Source organism: Saccharopolyspora sp. 6M (assembly GCF_020176775.1).
Taxonomy (GTDB): domain Bacteria; phylum Actinomycetota; class Actinomycetes; order Mycobacteriales; family Pseudonocardiaceae; genus Saccharopolyspora_C; species Saccharopolyspora_C gregorii.
Genome location: NZ_JAIUJZ010000030.1, coordinates 37,864 through 54,243, shown reverse-complemented (window position 1 = coordinate 54,243; position 16,380 = coordinate 37,864). Strand labels below are relative to the sequence as shown.

The following is a 16,380-nucleotide window of genomic DNA, read 5'->3' as shown; positions in this document are numbered from 1 at the left end:
CGAACCTAGGACTCAGACCAGCTTCTCGGCGGCCAAGAACTCGACGATCTTGGTGCCGCCGTCGCCCTCGTCGTTGACGCGCTGGCCGGCCTGCTTCGGCGGCTTCGGCGCGGACTCCACGACCTTCGACCCGGCACCGGCCAGTCCGACCTCGGACGCGTCGATGCCGGCGTCGGCCAGGGTCAGCACGGAGACCGGCTTCTTCTTGGCGGCCATGATGCCCTTGAAGGACGGGTACCGCGGCTCGTTGATCTTCTCGGTGACCGACACGACCGCGGGCAGGTTCGCCTCCAGGCTGATGATGCCCGCGTCGGTCTCGCGCTCGATGCTGATGGTCGAGCCGTCGGTGGTGACCTTGCGCGCGTAGGTCAGCTGCGGCAGGCCCAGCAGCTCGGCCAGCATCGCCGGGACCGCGCCCACGCGGCCGTCGGTGGCCTCGTTGCCCGCGATCACCAGGTCCACGGAGTCGACGGTGCCGACGACCTTGGCGAGGGCCTTGGCGGTGGAGACCGCGTCGGAACCGGCCAGCGCCTCGTCGGAGAGGTGCACCGCCTTGTCCGCGCCCATCGACAGCGCCTTGCGGATCGCGTCGGTGGCGCGGTCCGGACCCATCGCCACGACGGTCACCTCACCGCCCTGCGCCTCCTTGATCAGCAGCGCCTCTTCCACCGCACGTTCGTTGATCTCATCCAGCACGGCGTCCGCCGACTCGCGGTCGAGCGTGTGGTCGGAGTCTTTGAGCTTGCGCTCGGACCACGTGTCGGGCACCTGCTTCACCAGGACGACGATGTTCATGGGTCCTCTTCGACCTCCTGCGGACTTCACGTCGGCTTCGCTTGCGTTTCGCGCGGTTGCGCGGGGCTTCCGTTCGGTGCGATGACACCGCTACCGGGAAGTTCGACCTTGCCACGGCGCACTGGTGGTGGCACAGTGACGCCGCCCACCCCGGATGTTACTTGCCGGTAGCCCCTGCACAACCGAGGTTTCCCGTGACGGTACTCACGTCGTCGCCAGGACTTTCCACCAGTCCCGCGGAAGTCCGCCCCGGAACTTCCCCCGGCCAAGATCTGAAAACTTTCACAAGTGACTAGCCTGCACGCCATGAAGCACCACGTCGCCATCGTGACGGACTCCACCGCCTCGATCCCGCCCGACGTCGCCGATCAGCTGAACATCTGCGTGATCCAGCTGGAACTCACGATCGGCGACCAGGAGAACGACGAACGCCGCATCCCGCACTCGGAACTCGCGCAGGCGATGCGCGACGGCACCCACGTCGAAACGGGACCGCCGCCGCCACCAGCGTTCTTCTGGAACTACAACGACGCCGCCTCCTCCGGGGCCGAGGCGATCGTCTCCGTGCACATCTCCGAAGGCCTCTCCCAGACCTGCCAGTCCGCGCGCACCGCCGCGGAGGAGATCAGCCTGCCGGTGTTCGTGGTCGACTCGCGGCTGTGCGGGCTCGGCATGGGGTTCCCGGTGATCGCCGCCGCCGAGGCCGCCGCCGCGGGCGGCAGCACCCAGGGCGTGCTCGGCGTGCTGGACCGCAGGCTGCGCAGCACCACCCAGATGATCTACGTGGACACCCTGGAATACCTGCGCCGCAGCGGCCGCGTGGGCCGCGCCCAGGCCTTCTTCGGGCAGGCGCTGTCCATCAAACCGGTGCTGGTGCTGCGCGAAGGCATCCTGGAACCGATGGTCAAGGGCCGCGGACCGGAGCGGGCGCTGAAGAAGGCCGTGCGCGAAGCCGTCGCCCGCGCCGGCGACGGGCCGGTGGACATCGGCATCGAGCACTTCCAGTACGGCGAACGCGCCCACGAGATCGCCGAGCAGCTGCGCTCGCAGCTCCCGCAGGCCCGCCGCGTCGTCGTCGCCGAGACCAGCGCCATCATCGGCGCCCACGCCGGGCCGGGGGCGCTCGGGCTCACCGTCTCCCCCGCCACCTGATCAGCGCAGCGCCTTGTCCAGGGCCCGGTGGATCCGCTTGGCCGACACCGCCTTCGGGGTGCCGATCGACTGCGCGAACAGGGAGACGCGGAACTCCTCGATCATCCAGCCGACGTCGAGGAGTTCCGGCGCGGGCGCGTGCCCGTCCGGCACCGCGTCCAGCGCGTCCAGGTAGCGGTCCCGCACCTCGTCGACCTGCGCCATCCACTGCCGGTCCCGCTGCGGGTGGTGCTGGACCTTCTCCAGCCGCTGCTCCACGGCCCGCAGGTAGCGCTCCAGGTCCGGCAACCGCGCCCACCCGGCCTCGGTGACGAACCCCGGGTGCAGCAGGCCGGAGAGCTGCTCCTCGACGTCGGCGCGCGAATCGGCCGGCATGGTCGGCGCCCGGTCGGCGAGCGCCGAGCGGGCCCGCTGCGCCGCGTCGAGGACCTTCTCCACCTTGGCGGCGGCGTCGGCGGTGACCGGGCCGAGCCCGGCGCGCACCTTCGCCTGCAGCGCCGCGAACCCGTCCTGGCTCCACACCGGGCCGCCCGCGTCGGCGACGAGCTTGTCCACCGCGCAGCTCGCGCAGTCCTGCAGCAGCAGCCCCAGATCGCCGTGCGGGGCGGTGCCCAGCACCACGCGGGTGCGGGCGTTCATGCCGCGCTGCAACGACTTCACCGGCGACGGCAGGTTCAGCAGCAGCAACCGGCGGGTGCCGTCCCACAGCGCGCGGCGCTGCTCGGCCTCGGTGTCGAACATGCGGACCGCGACGGAATCGCCCTCGTCCACCAGCGACGGGTAGGCCTTCACCGCGTTCCCGCCGCGATCCTGCTCGAAGGTGCGGGGCAGTTCCCCGAAGTTCCACGAGTCCAGCCCGGCGCGTTCCACGGTGCCCGCGGCCGCGGAGATCTCGGCGCGCAGCTTCGGCCGCAGCCGCCGCTTCAGCTCCTCCAGGTCCTTCGACTCGGCGAGCTTCTTCCCGTCGCCGTCGATGACGCGGAACGACATCGACAGGTGGTCGGCCAGCGAGTCCACGTCGAACTCGCCCGGCGGCACCGTCACCCCGGTCATCCGCCGCAGCTGGTCGCTGAGCGCCCCGACCAGGTCGCCCTGCAGCGCGGGCATCCGGGACAGCGCGGCCTTCGCGTGGTCGGGCACCGGGACGAAGTTGCGCCGCAACGACTTCGGCAGCGATTTGATCAGCGCGACGACGAGTTCCTCGCGCAGGCCCGGGATCTGCCAGTCGAACCCGGCCGGTTCGATCTGGTTGAGCACCGCCAGCGGGACGTGCGCGGTGACGCCGTCGGCGTCCGCGCCCGGCTCGAACTGGTAGGTCAGCTCCAGCCGGTGCCCGCCCTGCTGCCAGGCGTCCGGGTAGTCGTGGTCGGTGACCCGCGCCGACTCCTGGTTGATGAGCATGGACTTCTCGAAGTTGAGCAGGTCCGGCTGCTCGCGGCGGGTCTTCTTCCACCAGCTGTCGAAGTGCCTGCCGGAGACGACCTCGGCGCCGACCCGCTGGTCGTAGAACTCGAACAGCGTTTCGTCGTCGACGAGGATGTCGCGGCGGCGGGCCCGTTCCTCCAGGCCCTCCACCTCGGCCAGCAGCGCGCGGTTGTCGTGGAAGAACCGGTGGTTCGTGTCCCAGTCGCCCTCCACCAGCGCGTGCCGGATGAACAGCTCCCGGCACAGCTCCGGTTCGACGCGGCCGTAGTTCACCTTGCGGTCGGCGACCAGCGGCACCCCGTACAGCGTGACCTTCTCGGCGGCGACGACGGCGGCCCGCTTCTTCTCCCAGTGCGGTTCGCTGTAGCTGCGCTTCACCAGGTGCCCGGCGAGCTGCTCCACCCACTCGGGTTCGACGCGGGCGTTGACCCGCGCCCACAGCCGGGAGGTCTCGACGAGCTCGGCGGACATCACGAACCGCGGTGGCTTCTTGAACAGGGCCGAGCCGGGGAAGATCGCGAACTTGGCGCTGCGCGCTCCCAGGTATTCGGTGGCGCCGCGCTGGCGCTTGCCGCTCTGCTTCTTCTCGTCGACGTCCTTGAGCCCGATGTGCGACAGCAGCCCGGCCAGCAGCGAGCGGTGCACCAGCTCGGGCGCGGCCGGGTTGTCGTTGAGCGTCATGTCCAGCGACTTCACCATCTGCCGCAGCTGCGAGTACAGGTCCTGCCACTCGCGCACCCGCAGGTGGTTGAGGAAGTCCGCCTTGCACTGCTTGCGGAACTGGTTCGACGACAGCGCGCGCTGCTGCTCCCGCAAGTGGTTCCACAGGTTCAGGAACGCCAGGAAGTCCGAGCCCTCGTCGGTGAACCGGGCGTGCTTCTCCCCCGCCGCCTGCTGGTGCTCGGCGGGGCGCTCCCGCGGGTCCTGGATGGACAGTGCGGCGGCGATGACGAGCGTCTCGTGCAGGCAGCCGTTGCGGTCCGCGGCCAGCACCATCCGCGCCAGCCGCGGGTCGACGGGCAGCTGCGCGAGGGTGCGGCCGACGGGGGTGAGCGTGCGCTTCCCGTCCTGCTCGCCGGTGTCCAGCGCGCCGAGCTCGTGCAGCAGGTTCACGCCGTCGGTGATCTGGCGGCGGTCCGGCGGCTCCAGGAACGGGAACTCGGCGACGTCGCCCAGCCCCAGCGAGGTCATCTGCAGGATCACCGAGGCGAGGTTGGTGCGCAGGATCTCCGGGTCGGTGAACTCCGGCCGGGACTCGAAGTCCTGCTCGGAGTACAACCGGATGCAGATGCCCTCGGACACGCGGCCGCAACGGCCCTTGCGCTGGTTCGCCGACGCCTGCGACACCGGCTCGATCGGCAGCCGCTGCACCTTGGTGCGGAAGCTGTACCGGGAGATGCGGGCGGTGCCCGGGTCGATCACGTACTTGATGCCGGGCACCGTCAGCGAGGTCTCGGCGACGTTGGTGGCGAGCACGACGCGCCTGCCGGTGTGCGGTTGGAACGCGCGGTGCTGCTCGGCGGCGGAGAGCCGCGCGTACAGCGGCAGCACCTCCGTGTTCCGCAGCTTCAGCTGCTCCAGCGCGTCGGCGGTGTCGCGGATCTCCCGCTCACCGCTGAGGAACACCAGCACGTCCCCGTCGCCTTCGGCGCCGAGCTCGTCGACGGCCTCGCAGATCGCCTGCGTCTGGTCCCGTTCGAGCGCGGGCAGGTCCGGGTCGTCCGGTTCCTCCACCAGCGGCCGGTAGCGGACCTCGACCGGGTAGGTGCGGCCGGAGACCTCCACGACGGGGGCGTCGTCGAAGTGCCGGGAGAACCGCTCCGGGTCGATCGTCGCCGAGGTGATGATCACCTTGAGGTCGGGGCGGCGCGGCAGCAGCTGCTTGAGGTAGCCGAGGATGAAGTCGATGTTGAGGCTGCGCTCGTGCGCCTCGTCGATGATGAGCGTGTCGTAGCGGCGCAGCAGCCGGTCCCGCTGGATCTCGGCGAGCAGGATGCCGTCGGTCATCAGCTTCACCAGCGTCGACTCGCCCGCGCGCTCGGTGAACCGCACCTGGTAGCCGATCGCCTCGCCCAGCTCGGTGCCGAGCTCCTCGGCGACGCGTTCGGCGACGGTGCGGGCCGCGATCCGGCGCGGCTGGGTGTGGCCGATGCCGCCCTGGATGCCGCGCCCCAGCTCCAGGCACATCTTCGGCAGCTGGGTCGTCTTCCCGGAGCCGGTCTCGCCCGCGACGATCACCACCTGGTTGTCCCGGATCGCCGCCAGCAGGTCGTCGCGGCGCGCGCTGACCGGCAGCTGCTCGGGGTAGGTGATGCGCGGGACCGCGGCGCGGCGGCGCTCGACCCGCTGTTCGGCGGCCGCGACCTCGGCGGCGATCTCGCCGGTGACCGAGTCCAGCGCCGCGGCGTCGCGGATCTTGCGGGCGCCTTCGATGCGGCGGCGGAGCCTGCGCTGGTCGTTGAACATCAGCTCGGGCAGGCGGCCGCGCAGATCGGCCAGCGGGGAGCTCACAGGTGACGTACCCATACTTCGTTCCAGGATAGAGAACGCCGCCACCGGTTTTCCGCCGGTCAGGCTGTGACGCGGCGGACGCCCCGCCGGTCGGCTCCCGCCGCGGTGCGGCAGCACGGCCCGGCAGCGCGGGAGGGGCCGGCTCAGCCGTGCAGGAACGGGGTGTCGATGGGGCGGGCCGGGCGGACGCGGCCGGTGGTGCGCTCCCGCGGCGCGGTGAGCTCCCCGCCGGTCAGGCCCGCCGCGAGCAGCTCGGCGGCCAGGTCGCGGGCCTCGACGACCTCGCGGACCACGGCGGCGGTGCTGCTGCCGTGGGCGGCGAGCAGCCGTCGGATCTCCGGGGCGTCGTCCGGTCTGCCCTCGGCGGCGGCGACCGCGCGCAGCGGGGCGTGGCTGAGCGCGTGGTCGGCGGCGATGACCTCGGCGGAGGCGCCCAGCAGGCCGAGCAGCACCAGCACCACCAACCCGGTCCGGTCCCGCCCGCTACCGCAGTGCACCAGCACCCCGCCCGGGCGGGCGGTGGCGATCGCGCCGACCACCTCGGCCAGCCGCCGCGGGTAGCGCTGCACGAACGCCGGGTAGTACAGCGGGGTGCAGGACAGCGCGCCGCCCCAGCGGTCCCGGAACTCGACGTCCCCGGGATCGTCCAGCGGCAGGTGCAGCGTGCTGAGCCCGGCGGGCCGCGGCGCCCGGTCCGGGCCGTCCTCGACGCCGTCGGTGAGGTCGACGACGGTGCGCACCCCGTGCGCCCACAGCGCCGCCCAGCCCTCGGCGCTCAACCGCACCGGGTTCCCGGCGCGGACGACGGCGCCCCAGCGCACGTAGCCGTCGCGCACCGGCACGCCGCCCAGCTCACGGCCGTTGATCAGTCCGTCCCACCCGAGTTCCCGCCATCCAGCCATGTCCGGAGGACGCGCGGACCCGGCCGCCGTTGCACGCCGAACGGCGCAACCACCGCCCGTCGTTCGCCGCCCGCCGCGATGCTCCCGCGGTCGCGTCTCAGGCGGGTCCGGCGGAGTACTGGGTGCTGCAGGGGGAGAAACCGTCCTGGAAGCCGAGGCGGAAGGCTTCGACCCGGGCGAAGCCCGCGGGCACCTGCCGGCCGTCGACATCGGCGGCGATGAGGCTGTCGTCGCCGAGCAGCGCGGCCACCCCCTCGTCGATGTCCCCGGGCGCCATCCGCAGTTCGCCCACCGGGTTGCGCCGCCCGATCGGGTCCTCCACCAGCAATCCGCTCCAGGCGCCGACCATGCACGCGGTGCGCAGCCCCGCGTTCTGCCCGGTCAGCGGCAGCCCGGCGGCGTCCTGCACGGACAGCGCGTAGCGGGACGCGACCTGGGCGTACGCGGCGAAGTCGCCGTAGCCGGAGTTCGCGTCGTCCTTCGCGGGCGGGGTCGCGATCCGCTGCAGGTCGTCGAGGCTCAACGACACCGTGTTGGTGCCGGGGCAGTAGGCGACGGGGCTGGTGCTGCGCACCCCCGCGCAGGCGAGCGGTTCGGTCACCAGGTGCGGCGGCAGCGCCCCGGTGTCCTTGAAGACCAGCCGGAGGCTCTCCTGCACGGCGGCCAGGTTCTTCTCGTCGACGGGCAGGTCGGTCTCCTGCGCCTGCTTCCAGAACCGGAACTGGGTGGTGCGCTGCTTGACGTCCTCGGCGTCCATCTCGGCGCAGCGCTTCGGCCCGTCGCTGAAGCCGTACTGGAAGGCGGTGACCCGGTCGAAGGCGCTGCCGTGCGCGTCGGCGCCGGTGAAGTCGCTCTCGCCCGGGGTGTCGCGGATGTAGCTGAGCACGCCCATGACCTGGTTCAGGCCGTCGCCGGTGGAGACCTGGAAGTGCTGCGCGCCGCCTTCGGCGACGTGCCGGAAGAAGGAGCCGGTGAAGCAGTCGGCCTGCTGCTCGGAGACCAGCGTCGAGTCCTGCTCCCCGACGGTCCCGGCGCGCTGCTGCACGGCGTGGCCCATCTCGTGCGCGAGGACGGTGACGACGGCGATCGGCCCGAAGCTGTTGCTCAGCCGCGGCAGCAGGTCCGCGCGGTCCCAGGCGACGAGGTCCTCCTCGCCGCAGTAGAACGCGTTGGACAGCCCGCGGGTCTGCTGGCCGCAGAGCGCGCCGCCGAGCGCCGTGGAGTCGTAGGAGACGAACTTGCCGACCGGGTCGAACTCCTTGCCGTCGAAGGCGTCGGGGAACTCGGCCTTCCAGTAGTCCTGGACGTCGGAGACGGCGTTGCGGGCGAGCCCGTCGATCTCGCCGCGGTCGGTGCCCTCCACCACCAGGTCGGCGTCGGCGACGCCCGCGCGGGGCCCGGTGGGTCCGTCGTTCACGGGCAGTCCGGCCACGTCGTCGGCGGCGGGCCCGCCTTCCGCGGTGGGGGTGCCGCTGATCACCCGCGAGCACCCGCTCACCAGCGAGATGCACGCGAGCAGCGCGAGGACCGCGCCGCCGACCCGGGTGCCGCGCGGAGCGCCTGCCGAAACCGGTGCCACAGAAGTTCCTCATCCTGTTCGAAGGTCCGTTGGCGGCGGCGGATCCGCGTCCCCGAGCTCGGTCCACCGGCCGCGCGGATCAGCCTATCGGGTGGCCGGTGCGGCCCGGTTCTCCGCGCCGCGCCCGGAATCCGGTGCCGCGCACGGCGTCCGCGCCGCGGATCGAGACGGGCTCCGCACCGGAAACCGCCGTGGTGGCGGCGATCGTTCCCGTAAGGTCCTCTGCCCATGGGGACGTTGCGTCAGTGGTTTCGGCCGTGGGTGGTGGCCGCGCTGTCCGGCCTGGTGGCCGTGGGGGTCGTGGAAGGCGTCGCGGGCAGCGGTCCCGGCGGGTTCGGGTGGGGCGAGCTGGGCGCGCTCGCCGGGGTCGTCGCACTGCCGATGATCACGCAACTGGGGTTGCTGACCGGGGCGGCGGTGTTCGGGCTGCGCATCCGGCACGTCGTGATCGGTTCGCTGCGCGGCATCGCGACCTGGCGGGTGGGGCGCACCACGATCACGTTGCGGGCGCTGCCGCTGGAACTGGCCTCCGAGATCGGGCCGTGGCGCAGCCCGGTGATCCTGCGCTGCTGGCTGGCGGGCGTGACGTCGGCGGTGGCCGGGATCGGTGCCGTGCTGGCGTGCTGGCTGCTGGCGGAGGGATCGTTCGGACGCGGGCTGCTGATCGCGGTGACGCCGCTGATGCTGCACAAGTTGTGGCCGCGGCGGGCGCCGCTGGCCACCTCGACCGGCTGGCTGCTGTTCGGGTTGCCGCGGATGGAGGAACCGCGGCGCACCGAGTTCCTGGCAAGCCCGCTGGCGGCGCGCGCGCACGAGGCGTTGCAGGACGGGGACGTGGCCCGCGCGCAGGTGGTGGTGAACCGGCTGGCCGCGCTGCACCCCGGCCTGGACACCACGATCAACTGCCAGATCACCATGCACGAGGCGCGCGGCGAGTACGCGGAGGCGGTGCTGAAGCTGGTGGGGCACATCGCGGCGGCCGACCTGCCGCCGCGCGAGCTGTCCTACGTGCTGGCGGGCCTCGCCGGGTTGGGCTGCTGCGCCGCGGAATCCGGCCAGCTGCCCGCCGACGAGGTGCTGCCGATCGCGCGGAAGGCGATGGAGGACGCCATCTCGCTCGGCTACCCGGCGTACCGGCTGAACGGGACGAAGGGGTTGCTGGCGCTGCTGGAGGGCGACGCGGACGAGGCGGCGCGGCTGGCCGCGTCCGGCGCGGACCACGCCACCTCGCCGCTGTCCAAGGCGGACGACTTCGCGACCTTGGCCCGCGCGCACATGGCCCGCCGCGACAACGCCGCCGCCCGCACCGCGCTCGCCGCCGCCGAACGCCTCGCCGCCTGGTGGCCGCGGGTCCGCGACGTCCGCGACCGCCTGCACGTCGCCTAGTTCCCGGCCGCGAACCGGGTCAGGCGAGCACGATCCGGCCCAGTTCCGCCGGACCGGACAGCAGGGGGTGCTTCGGCAGGACGCGGACCGTGTAGCCGGCGGGTCCGGCGTGCGGCAGGGTCACCGTCGCCTCGTAGTCGCCGTCCGGCCCGGGCCGCATGGATCCGGTGCTGAACTCGTGCAGCTGGTCCGCGTCGTCGACGCGGCCCACCACCACCTCGACGTCCACATCGGACGGTGCGAGCCCGGCGAGGTCGACCTGGGCGCGCACCGTGATCCGCCCGCCCAGCAACGGGGTCGCGCCGTCCGGCACCGACATCCGGGTGGAGCCGATCCGCACCGAACCCCACGCCGACCCGAGCCGCGCCCCGTACTCGGCGAGCTCCTTCGCGCCGCGGTGGTCGTGCTCGGTCATCGCCTGCGCCGACCGCGCCGCCGGCCCGTAGTAGCGGTCCACGTACTCGCGGACCATCCGGGACGCCTGCACCCGCGGGCCGAGCGTGGCGAGGGTGTGGCGCACCATCGACATCCACTTGCCGGGCACGCCGTCGGCGCTGCGCTCGTAGAACGTGGGGGCCACGCCGGTGGCGATGAGCTCGTACAGCGCGGCCGCCTCCAGGTCGTCGCGCCGGTTCTGGTCGGTGACGCCGTCGGCGTTCGGGATCGCCCACCCGTTCTCGCCGTCGAACAGCTCGTCCCACCAGCCGTCCCGCACCGACAGGTTCAGCGCGCCGTTCAACGCCGCCTTCATCCCGGAGGTGCCGCAGGCCTCCAGCGGCCGCACCGGGGTGTTCAGCCACACGTCGCAGCCGGACACCAGGTACCGGGCCAGCGACATGTCGTAGTCCGGCAGGAACACGATGCGGTGGCGCACCTCGGGGTCGTCGGCGAACCGGGTGATCTGCTGGATCATCGCCTTGCCGCCCTCGTCGGCCGGGTGCGATTTGCCCGCCACGACCAGCTGGACGGGCCGCTCCGGGTCGAGCAGCAGCCGCCGCAACCGCTCGGTGTCCCGCAGCATCAGCGTGAGCCGCTTGTAGGTCGGCACCCGGCGGGCGAAGCCGATGGTGAGCACGTCCGGGTCGAACACCGAATCGCACCAGCCGAGCTCCAGGTCGGAGGCGCCGCGCTGCAACCACGCCTGCCGCAGCCTGCGCCGCACCTCGTCCACCAGCCGCTGCCGCAGCGAACTGCGCAGCTCCCACAGCAGCGGGTCGCTCACCGGTTCCATCCCGCGCAGCCCCGCGCCGCTGTCCATTTCGGACTCGCCGAGCAGCTTGCCGAGCTCCCGCGCCGACCAGGTGGGCCCGTGCACCCCGTTCGTGACCGACCCGATCGGCACCTCCTCCACGCCGAAACCGGGCCACAGCCCGCGGAACATGGTGCGCAGCACCCCGCCGTGCAGCGCCGACACCCCGTTGGCGCGCTGCGCGAGCCGCAACCCCATGTGCGCCATGTTGAACATGCCGGGCTTGTCCTCCGCACCCAGCGCCAGCACCCGTTCCGTCGGCACCCCCGGCAGCAGCGCCCCGGAGGAACCGTCGCCGAAGTAGTGCCGCACCAGGTCCACCGGGAACCGGTCGATGCCCGCCCGGACCGGGGTGTGCGTGGTGAACACGGTGCCCGCGCGCACCGCCGCCACCGCCTCGTCGAAGTGCAGCCCGGGCCCGCCGTGCAGCTCCCGGACCCGTTCCAGGCCGAGGAAACCGGCGTGCCCCTCGTTGGTGTGGAACACCTCCGGCTCGGGGTGCCCGGTCAGCTCGCAGTAGGCGCGCAGCGCCCGCACCCCGCCGATCCCGGCGAGGATCTCCTGCCGGATCCGGTGGTCCGCGTCCCCGCCGTAGAGCCGGTCGGTGGTGCCGCGCAGGTCGTCGTCGTTGTCCGGCAGGTCGGTGTCCAGCAGCAGCAGCGGAACCCGGCCGACCTGCGCCTTCCAGATCCGCGCGCGCAACTCCCGCCCGGCGGGCATCGCCACCCGCACCAGCAGCGGCGATCCGGACGGCTCGGTGAGCACCTCCAGCGGCAGGCCCTTCGGGTCCTGCACCGGGTAGTGCTCCTGCTGCCAGCCCTCCGCGGACAGCGCCTGCCGGAAGTAGCCGGAGCGGTAGAACAGGCCCACCCCGATCAGCGGCACCCCCAGGTCCGACGCCGACTTCAGGTGGTCGCCCGCGAGCACGCCGAGCCCGCCCGAGTAGTTCGGCAGCGCCTCGCTGACCCCGAACTCCATCGAGAAGTACGCCACCGACGACGGCAGCCCGGCGCCTTCGGCCTGCCGCTGCTGGTACCAGCGCGGCACCGACAGGTAGTGCCGCAGGTCGTCGTGCACGGCGCGGGTGCGGGCCAGGAAGTCGTCGTCCTGGGCTAGCCCGCGCAGCCGCTCCGCGGGCACCTCCTCCAGCAACCGCAGCGGATCACCGCCCACCCGCGACCACACCTGCGGGTCCACCGCGGCGAACAGGTCCTGCGTCGGCGGGTGCCAGGTCCAGCGCAGGTTCGTCGCCAACGTCCCCAACGCCGCCAGCTGTTCCGGCAGGTGTGCTCGAACGGTGAATCGGTGGACGGCTTTCACGGCGGCTGATCCCATCTCGCGGTCTGGTCGGTCGCGGGAACCGGCGCGGCGTCGCACAGCTCCGACGAGTTCCGCGCCGCCCGCGGGCGAACGCGTGCCCGCCAGTCTCGCAGGCCGGAGACGCGGCCGCGGACGGCTGATCCACCCGGTGGTGCGAAGCTGGCGGGGTGCGCATCTTCCCGTCCGCCGTGCTGGCCCTCGTCCTCGGGGTCGCGGGTTGCTCGCCCGCGGCACCGCAGCCGCAGCCCGCGCCCGCCGGGGAACCGGCGAACCGGGCGGTCGACCCGGGTTTCGTGCACGGCACCGACGGCGGCGACACCGACCGGCTCGCCGCCACCGTCCTCACCGACGTGCGGGACTTCTGGAGGGCGAACCTCCCGGCCGTGGCGGGCGAGGAGTGGCACGACCTCGACGGCGGCTACTTCTCGGTGGACACCTCGAACGGCACGGGGCGCCCGCCGCCGTGCTCGGGCACCGTCGCGAACCTGGAGGGCAACGCCTACTACTGCGCCTCGGTGGACGCCGTCGCCTGGGACCGCGCGGCGCTGCTGCCGGTGCTGCGGGAGCACTACGGGGACGCGGCGGTCGCCGTGGTCCTCGCCCACGAGATCGGGCACGCGGTGCAGCAGCGCACCGGGGTGGACGTGGGCGCGGGCGGCGACGCGGCGCGCACCGAAGCCGGGGCGGACTGCTACGCGGGTGCTTTCCTGCGCGCCGCCGCCGACGGGCGCACCGCGCACCTGCGGTTCTCGCCGCAGGACCTGGACGGGGCGTTGCACGCGCTGATCGTGTTCCGCGACCCGATCGGCACCGACGCCACCGCCGGGGACGCGCACGGCACCTCCTTCGACCGGATCTCCGCGTTCCAGGACGGCTACCGGGACGGGCCCGGCGGCTGCGCCGACCCCGACGTCGAACGCGCCCCCACCGGCGACGGGCCCGACGGTCCCAACGCTCCCCTGGACGCCGCGGTCGCGCGGGCGGAGACGACGACCCGCGCGTTCTTCGGCGCCAGGGTCGCCGCCGCCGGGCGCGGCTGGACGCCGCCCGCGGTGCGCGCCGGGGACTGCCCCGGCGACCCGGTCGGCCTCTGCGCCGACCGCGGGATCGTCGGCTACGATCCGCCACGGCTCGACGAGCTGCACCGCGACATCGGCGACCAGGCCACCGCGACGCTGCTCGCCTCCCGGTACGCGCTCGCCGCGCTGGAACCGCTGGGACTGCCGACGACCGGTCCGGCCGCGGGGACCGCGATCAGCTGCCTCACCGGGGCCTACACCGCCGCCGAGCGGGTGTCCGCGGGCGATCTGGACGAGGCCGTCGAATCGCTGCTGGTCACCGACGCCGCGTCCCGCGACGCAGGCGGCGGGCAGGAGCTCACCGGTGCGCGGCGCGTCGAGGCCTTCCGCGACGGGCTGCTGCACGGCCCGGACCGCTGCGGCTGACCGCCGGGCCGCCGGCACGACCGGGGACCGGGGTCGGAGGCACCGGCGGACCGGGACAACCGGATCGGCCGCACCGGACTCGGGGACACCGGGATCGGGACACCGGGATCGCGGGCGCCGGATCGGCGGCCCGGACCGATCGCAGCGGGTGATCACCGCGGTCGCACCCGCACCCCCGGCCCGGCGCCCACATCGTGGGAGGCACCGGCCGGGGTATGGCCGAGAAACCCGGTGACGTGCCACGATCCGTCCGTGCCGGATTCGTTGCTGACTCGTGATCGCGTGATCGACCTGTTCCTGGTCGTCACCTCGGCCTGTCACTGACCGCAACTCCCCGTGGACCCGCTCGGGTCGACGGCGCGGCACCACCTGATCCCCGGACCCGCCCGCCCTGCCGCGGACGCATGCGGTCCGGCCCCGCCGATCGGCCCGTTCCCGATTCAGCTCTCGAACGAAGGAACGGAAACACCCATGTCCGCACCCACGCACATCTCGCAGTACACCCCCACCGAGGAGATCCCCGAACTCGGTGCGTTCGAGCTGCACTCCGCCCTCGACCTGCCGCTGCTGCGGGACTGGATCCGGCCCGACCACGACCTGTGGACGCCGAAGGAGCTGCGCGACCTCACCACGCTGGCCATCACCGAGCTGACCGGCTCGCTGCTGGACCTCGTCGAGGTGCACGACGAGGAACGCTGGTGGGCGCGGCTCGGCCTCACCGCGGGCGTCGAGCTGTGGCTGCTGTCCTGGGCGCCCGGCCAGGGAACCCACCCGCACGACCACGGCGGCGCCTCCGGCTCGTTCGCCGTGCTGTTCGGCGAAGTCCGCGAGGACTACCGCTACCCGTCCGGCCCGATCCGCACCGCGCAGCACGGCACCGGCGCCTCCATCGGCTTCGGCGCGGGCCGCGCCCACCAGGTGCGCAACACCGGTTCGGTGAACGCGGCCAGCGTGCACGCCTACTCGCCGCCGCTGCTGCCGGTGCGGCACTACGCCGACCTGGCCGACGTGCCGCCCGTCGCGCCGCAGCCGGCGGGCCCGATCCGGAAGGCAACCCGATGAGCGAGGTCACCGTGCCCCAGCAACGCGTCCACCCGGAGGACACCCCCGGATTCGGCCCGTACGGCATCGACCACCTGCTCGGCGACGCCCGCGACGAACTCGACCGGGTCGACCCGCAGCGGGCGGCGGAGCTCCAGCGCGACGGCGCCCTGCTGATCGACATCCGCCCGCAGGCGAACCGGCTCTCCGAAGGCGAGATCCCCGGCGCCCTGACCGTGGAGCGGATCGTCCTGGAGTGGCGGCTGGACCCGTCCAGCCCGCACCGGCTCGACGGCCTGCGCGTCGACCAGCCGGTCATCCTGGTCTGCAACGAGGGCTACGCGTCCAGCCTCGCCGCCGCGCAGGCCCGCGACCTCGGCCTCGGCCGGGCGACCGACCTGGTCGGCGGGTTCCGGGCGTGGGCCGCGGCCGGGCTGCCCGTCGTCGAAGGCGGCCACGCCCCCGTCGGCTGAGCACCCAGGTGAACGGACCGTTCGTCCGATCCGGTTGGACCAACGGTCCGTTCCCGCGCGTCCACCGCCCCCTCGGGTCGGCCCCGGCGCAAGCCCGTGGTGCGGGACCGGAAGAATGAGCACCGGAGGGGACCCGCCGGTGATCGCAGGCGGTCCGAACGCGCCCGGAACCGTGCGCAGAGCGGCCGGAAACGGCTGGGAGGTGGACGTGGACGACCTGGTCATCCGGATGGACGGTGTCGGAGTCCGGCGCGGCGGGAACGCGCTGCTGTCCGACGTGAACTGGTCGGTGGAGATCGACGAGCGCTGGGTGGTGCTCGGCCCGAACGGCGCGGGCAAGACCACGCTGCTCAAGCTGGCCGCCGCCGAACTGCACCCGTCGGACGGCACCGTGGACGTGCTCGGCGAACGCATGGGCCGCGTCAACGTCTTCGAGCTGCGCCCGCGCATCGGCCTGACCTCGGCGGCGCTCGGCTCCCGCGTGCCCGGGGACGAACTCGTGCGCGACGTGGTCGTCAGCGCCGGGTACTCGGTACTCGGGCGGTGGCGCGAGGAGTACGACGACATGGACACCGACCGGGCCGGGGAGCTGCTGGAGCTGCTCGGCGTGGCGCACCTGGCGGACCGCTCCTTCGGCACGCTGTCCGAAGGGGAGCGCAAGCGCACCCTGATCTCCCGCGCGCTGATGACCGACCCGGAGCTGCTGCTGCTGGACGAACCGGCCGCCGGGCTGGACCTCGGCGGCCGCGAGGACCTGGTGGCACGGCTGTCCGCGCTCGCCCTCGACCCGGACGCGCCGGCATCGGTGCTGGTCACCCACCACGTCGAGGAGATCCCGCCCGGGTTCACCCACGGGCTGCTGCTGCGCGACGGCGCGATCGTCGCGCAGGGACTGCTGGACGACGTGCTCACCGAGGACAACCTGTCGAAGACCTTCGACCAGGACCTGGAGCTGCAGCGCAGCGGCGACCGCTTCTTCGCCCGCAGGCGCGCCTGACCGCACCCGCGAACCGGGCCCCGCTCCCCAGCCGGAGCGGGGCCCGTCGCGTCCCGGACCCGACGTGAGATCAGCGCCACTGACGGTGCCCGCCGCTCGGGATAG

The 16,380-nt window shown here is 73.2% G+C and carries 11 protein-coding genes; 6 read left to right on the top strand and 5 right to left on the bottom strand.

Going from position 1 to position 16,380, the window contains the following annotated elements:
• Positions 1–12: 12 nt before the first annotated feature.
• Entirely contained in the window at positions 13–795 is a 783-nt protein-coding gene (locus LCD31_RS05755; RefSeq protein WP_224956445.1) for an electron transfer flavoprotein subunit beta/FixA family protein, read from the bottom strand.
• 306 nt (positions 796–1,101) lie between these two features.
• Here LCD31_RS05755 and LCD31_RS05750 point away from each other — a divergent pair, with 306 nt between their 5' ends.
• Positions 1,102–1,947 (top strand): DegV family protein, encoded by an 846-nt coding sequence (locus LCD31_RS05750; protein WP_224956444.1) that lies wholly within the window; start codon positions 1,102–1,104, stop codon positions 1,945–1,947.
• Here the strand turns inward: LCD31_RS05750 and hrpA are convergent, their stop codons facing one another.
• From hrpA to LCD31_RS05735, 3 genes are all read right to left on the bottom strand, one after another.
• Positions 1,948–5,898 (bottom strand): ATP-dependent RNA helicase HrpA, encoded by a 3,951-nt coding sequence (gene hrpA / locus LCD31_RS05745; RefSeq protein ID WP_224956443.1) that lies wholly within the window; start codon positions 5,896–5,898, stop codon positions 1,948–1,950.
• 128 nt (positions 5,899–6,026) lie between these two features.
• The gene (locus LCD31_RS05740) at positions 6,027–6,785 is read right to left on the bottom strand and encodes a tyrosine-protein phosphatase (protein ID WP_224956442.1); all 759 of its coding nucleotides are present in this window, start codon (positions 6,783–6,785) and stop codon (positions 6,027–6,029) included.
• A 97-nt stretch (positions 6,786–6,882) separates the two neighbouring features.
• The gene (locus LCD31_RS05735; RefSeq protein ID WP_224956441.1) at positions 6,883–8,364 is read right to left on the bottom strand and encodes a neutral zinc metallopeptidase; all 1,482 of its coding nucleotides are present in this window, start codon (positions 8,362–8,364) and stop codon (positions 6,883–6,885) included.
• Between the two features lie 228 nt (positions 8,365–8,592).
• On the opposite strand from LCD31_RS05735, the gene LCD31_RS05730 reads away from it, so the two are divergent.
• On the top strand, positions 8,593–9,750 hold the full coding sequence (locus LCD31_RS05730; protein ID WP_224956440.1) for a hypothetical protein: 1,158 nt from the start codon (positions 8,593–8,595) through the stop codon (positions 9,748–9,750).
• Positions 9,751–9,769: 19 nt separating this feature from the next.
• Here the strand turns inward: LCD31_RS05730 and glgP are convergent, their stop codons facing one another.
• Positions 9,770–12,319: an alpha-glucan family phosphorylase gene (gene glgP, locus LCD31_RS05725; RefSeq protein WP_224956439.1), complete on the bottom strand. Its 2,550-nt coding sequence runs from the start codon at positions 12,317–12,319 to the stop codon at positions 9,770–9,772.
• A gap of 167 nt (positions 12,320–12,486) precedes the next feature.
• On the opposite strand from glgP, the gene LCD31_RS05720 reads away from it, so the two are divergent.
• The 4 genes from LCD31_RS05720 (at position 12,487) to LCD31_RS05705 (ending at position 16,275) form a co-directional block, all read left to right on the top strand.
• A complete protein-coding gene (locus tag LCD31_RS05720; RefSeq protein ID WP_224956436.1) occupies positions 12,487–13,764 on the top strand; it encodes a neutral zinc metallopeptidase in 1,278 nt (425 codons plus the stop codon).
• 471 nt (positions 13,765–14,235) lie between these two features.
• Positions 14,236–14,826, top strand: a complete 591-nt coding sequence (locus tag LCD31_RS05715) for a cysteine dioxygenase family protein (protein WP_224956435.1) — start codon at positions 14,236–14,238, stop codon at positions 14,824–14,826.
• Complete coding sequence (locus LCD31_RS05710) at positions 14,823–15,278, top strand: rhodanese-like domain-containing protein (protein WP_224956434.1); 456 nt, start codon at positions 14,823–14,825, stop codon at positions 15,276–15,278. Before LCD31_RS05715 ends, LCD31_RS05710 begins: the two co-directional genes overlap by 4 nt.
• Before the next feature lie 229 nt (positions 15,279–15,507).
• On the top strand, positions 15,508–16,275 hold the full coding sequence (locus tag LCD31_RS05705; protein WP_224956478.1) for an ABC transporter ATP-binding protein: 768 nt from the start codon (positions 15,508–15,510) through the stop codon (positions 16,273–16,275).
• Positions 16,276–16,380: the final 105 nt, after the last annotated feature.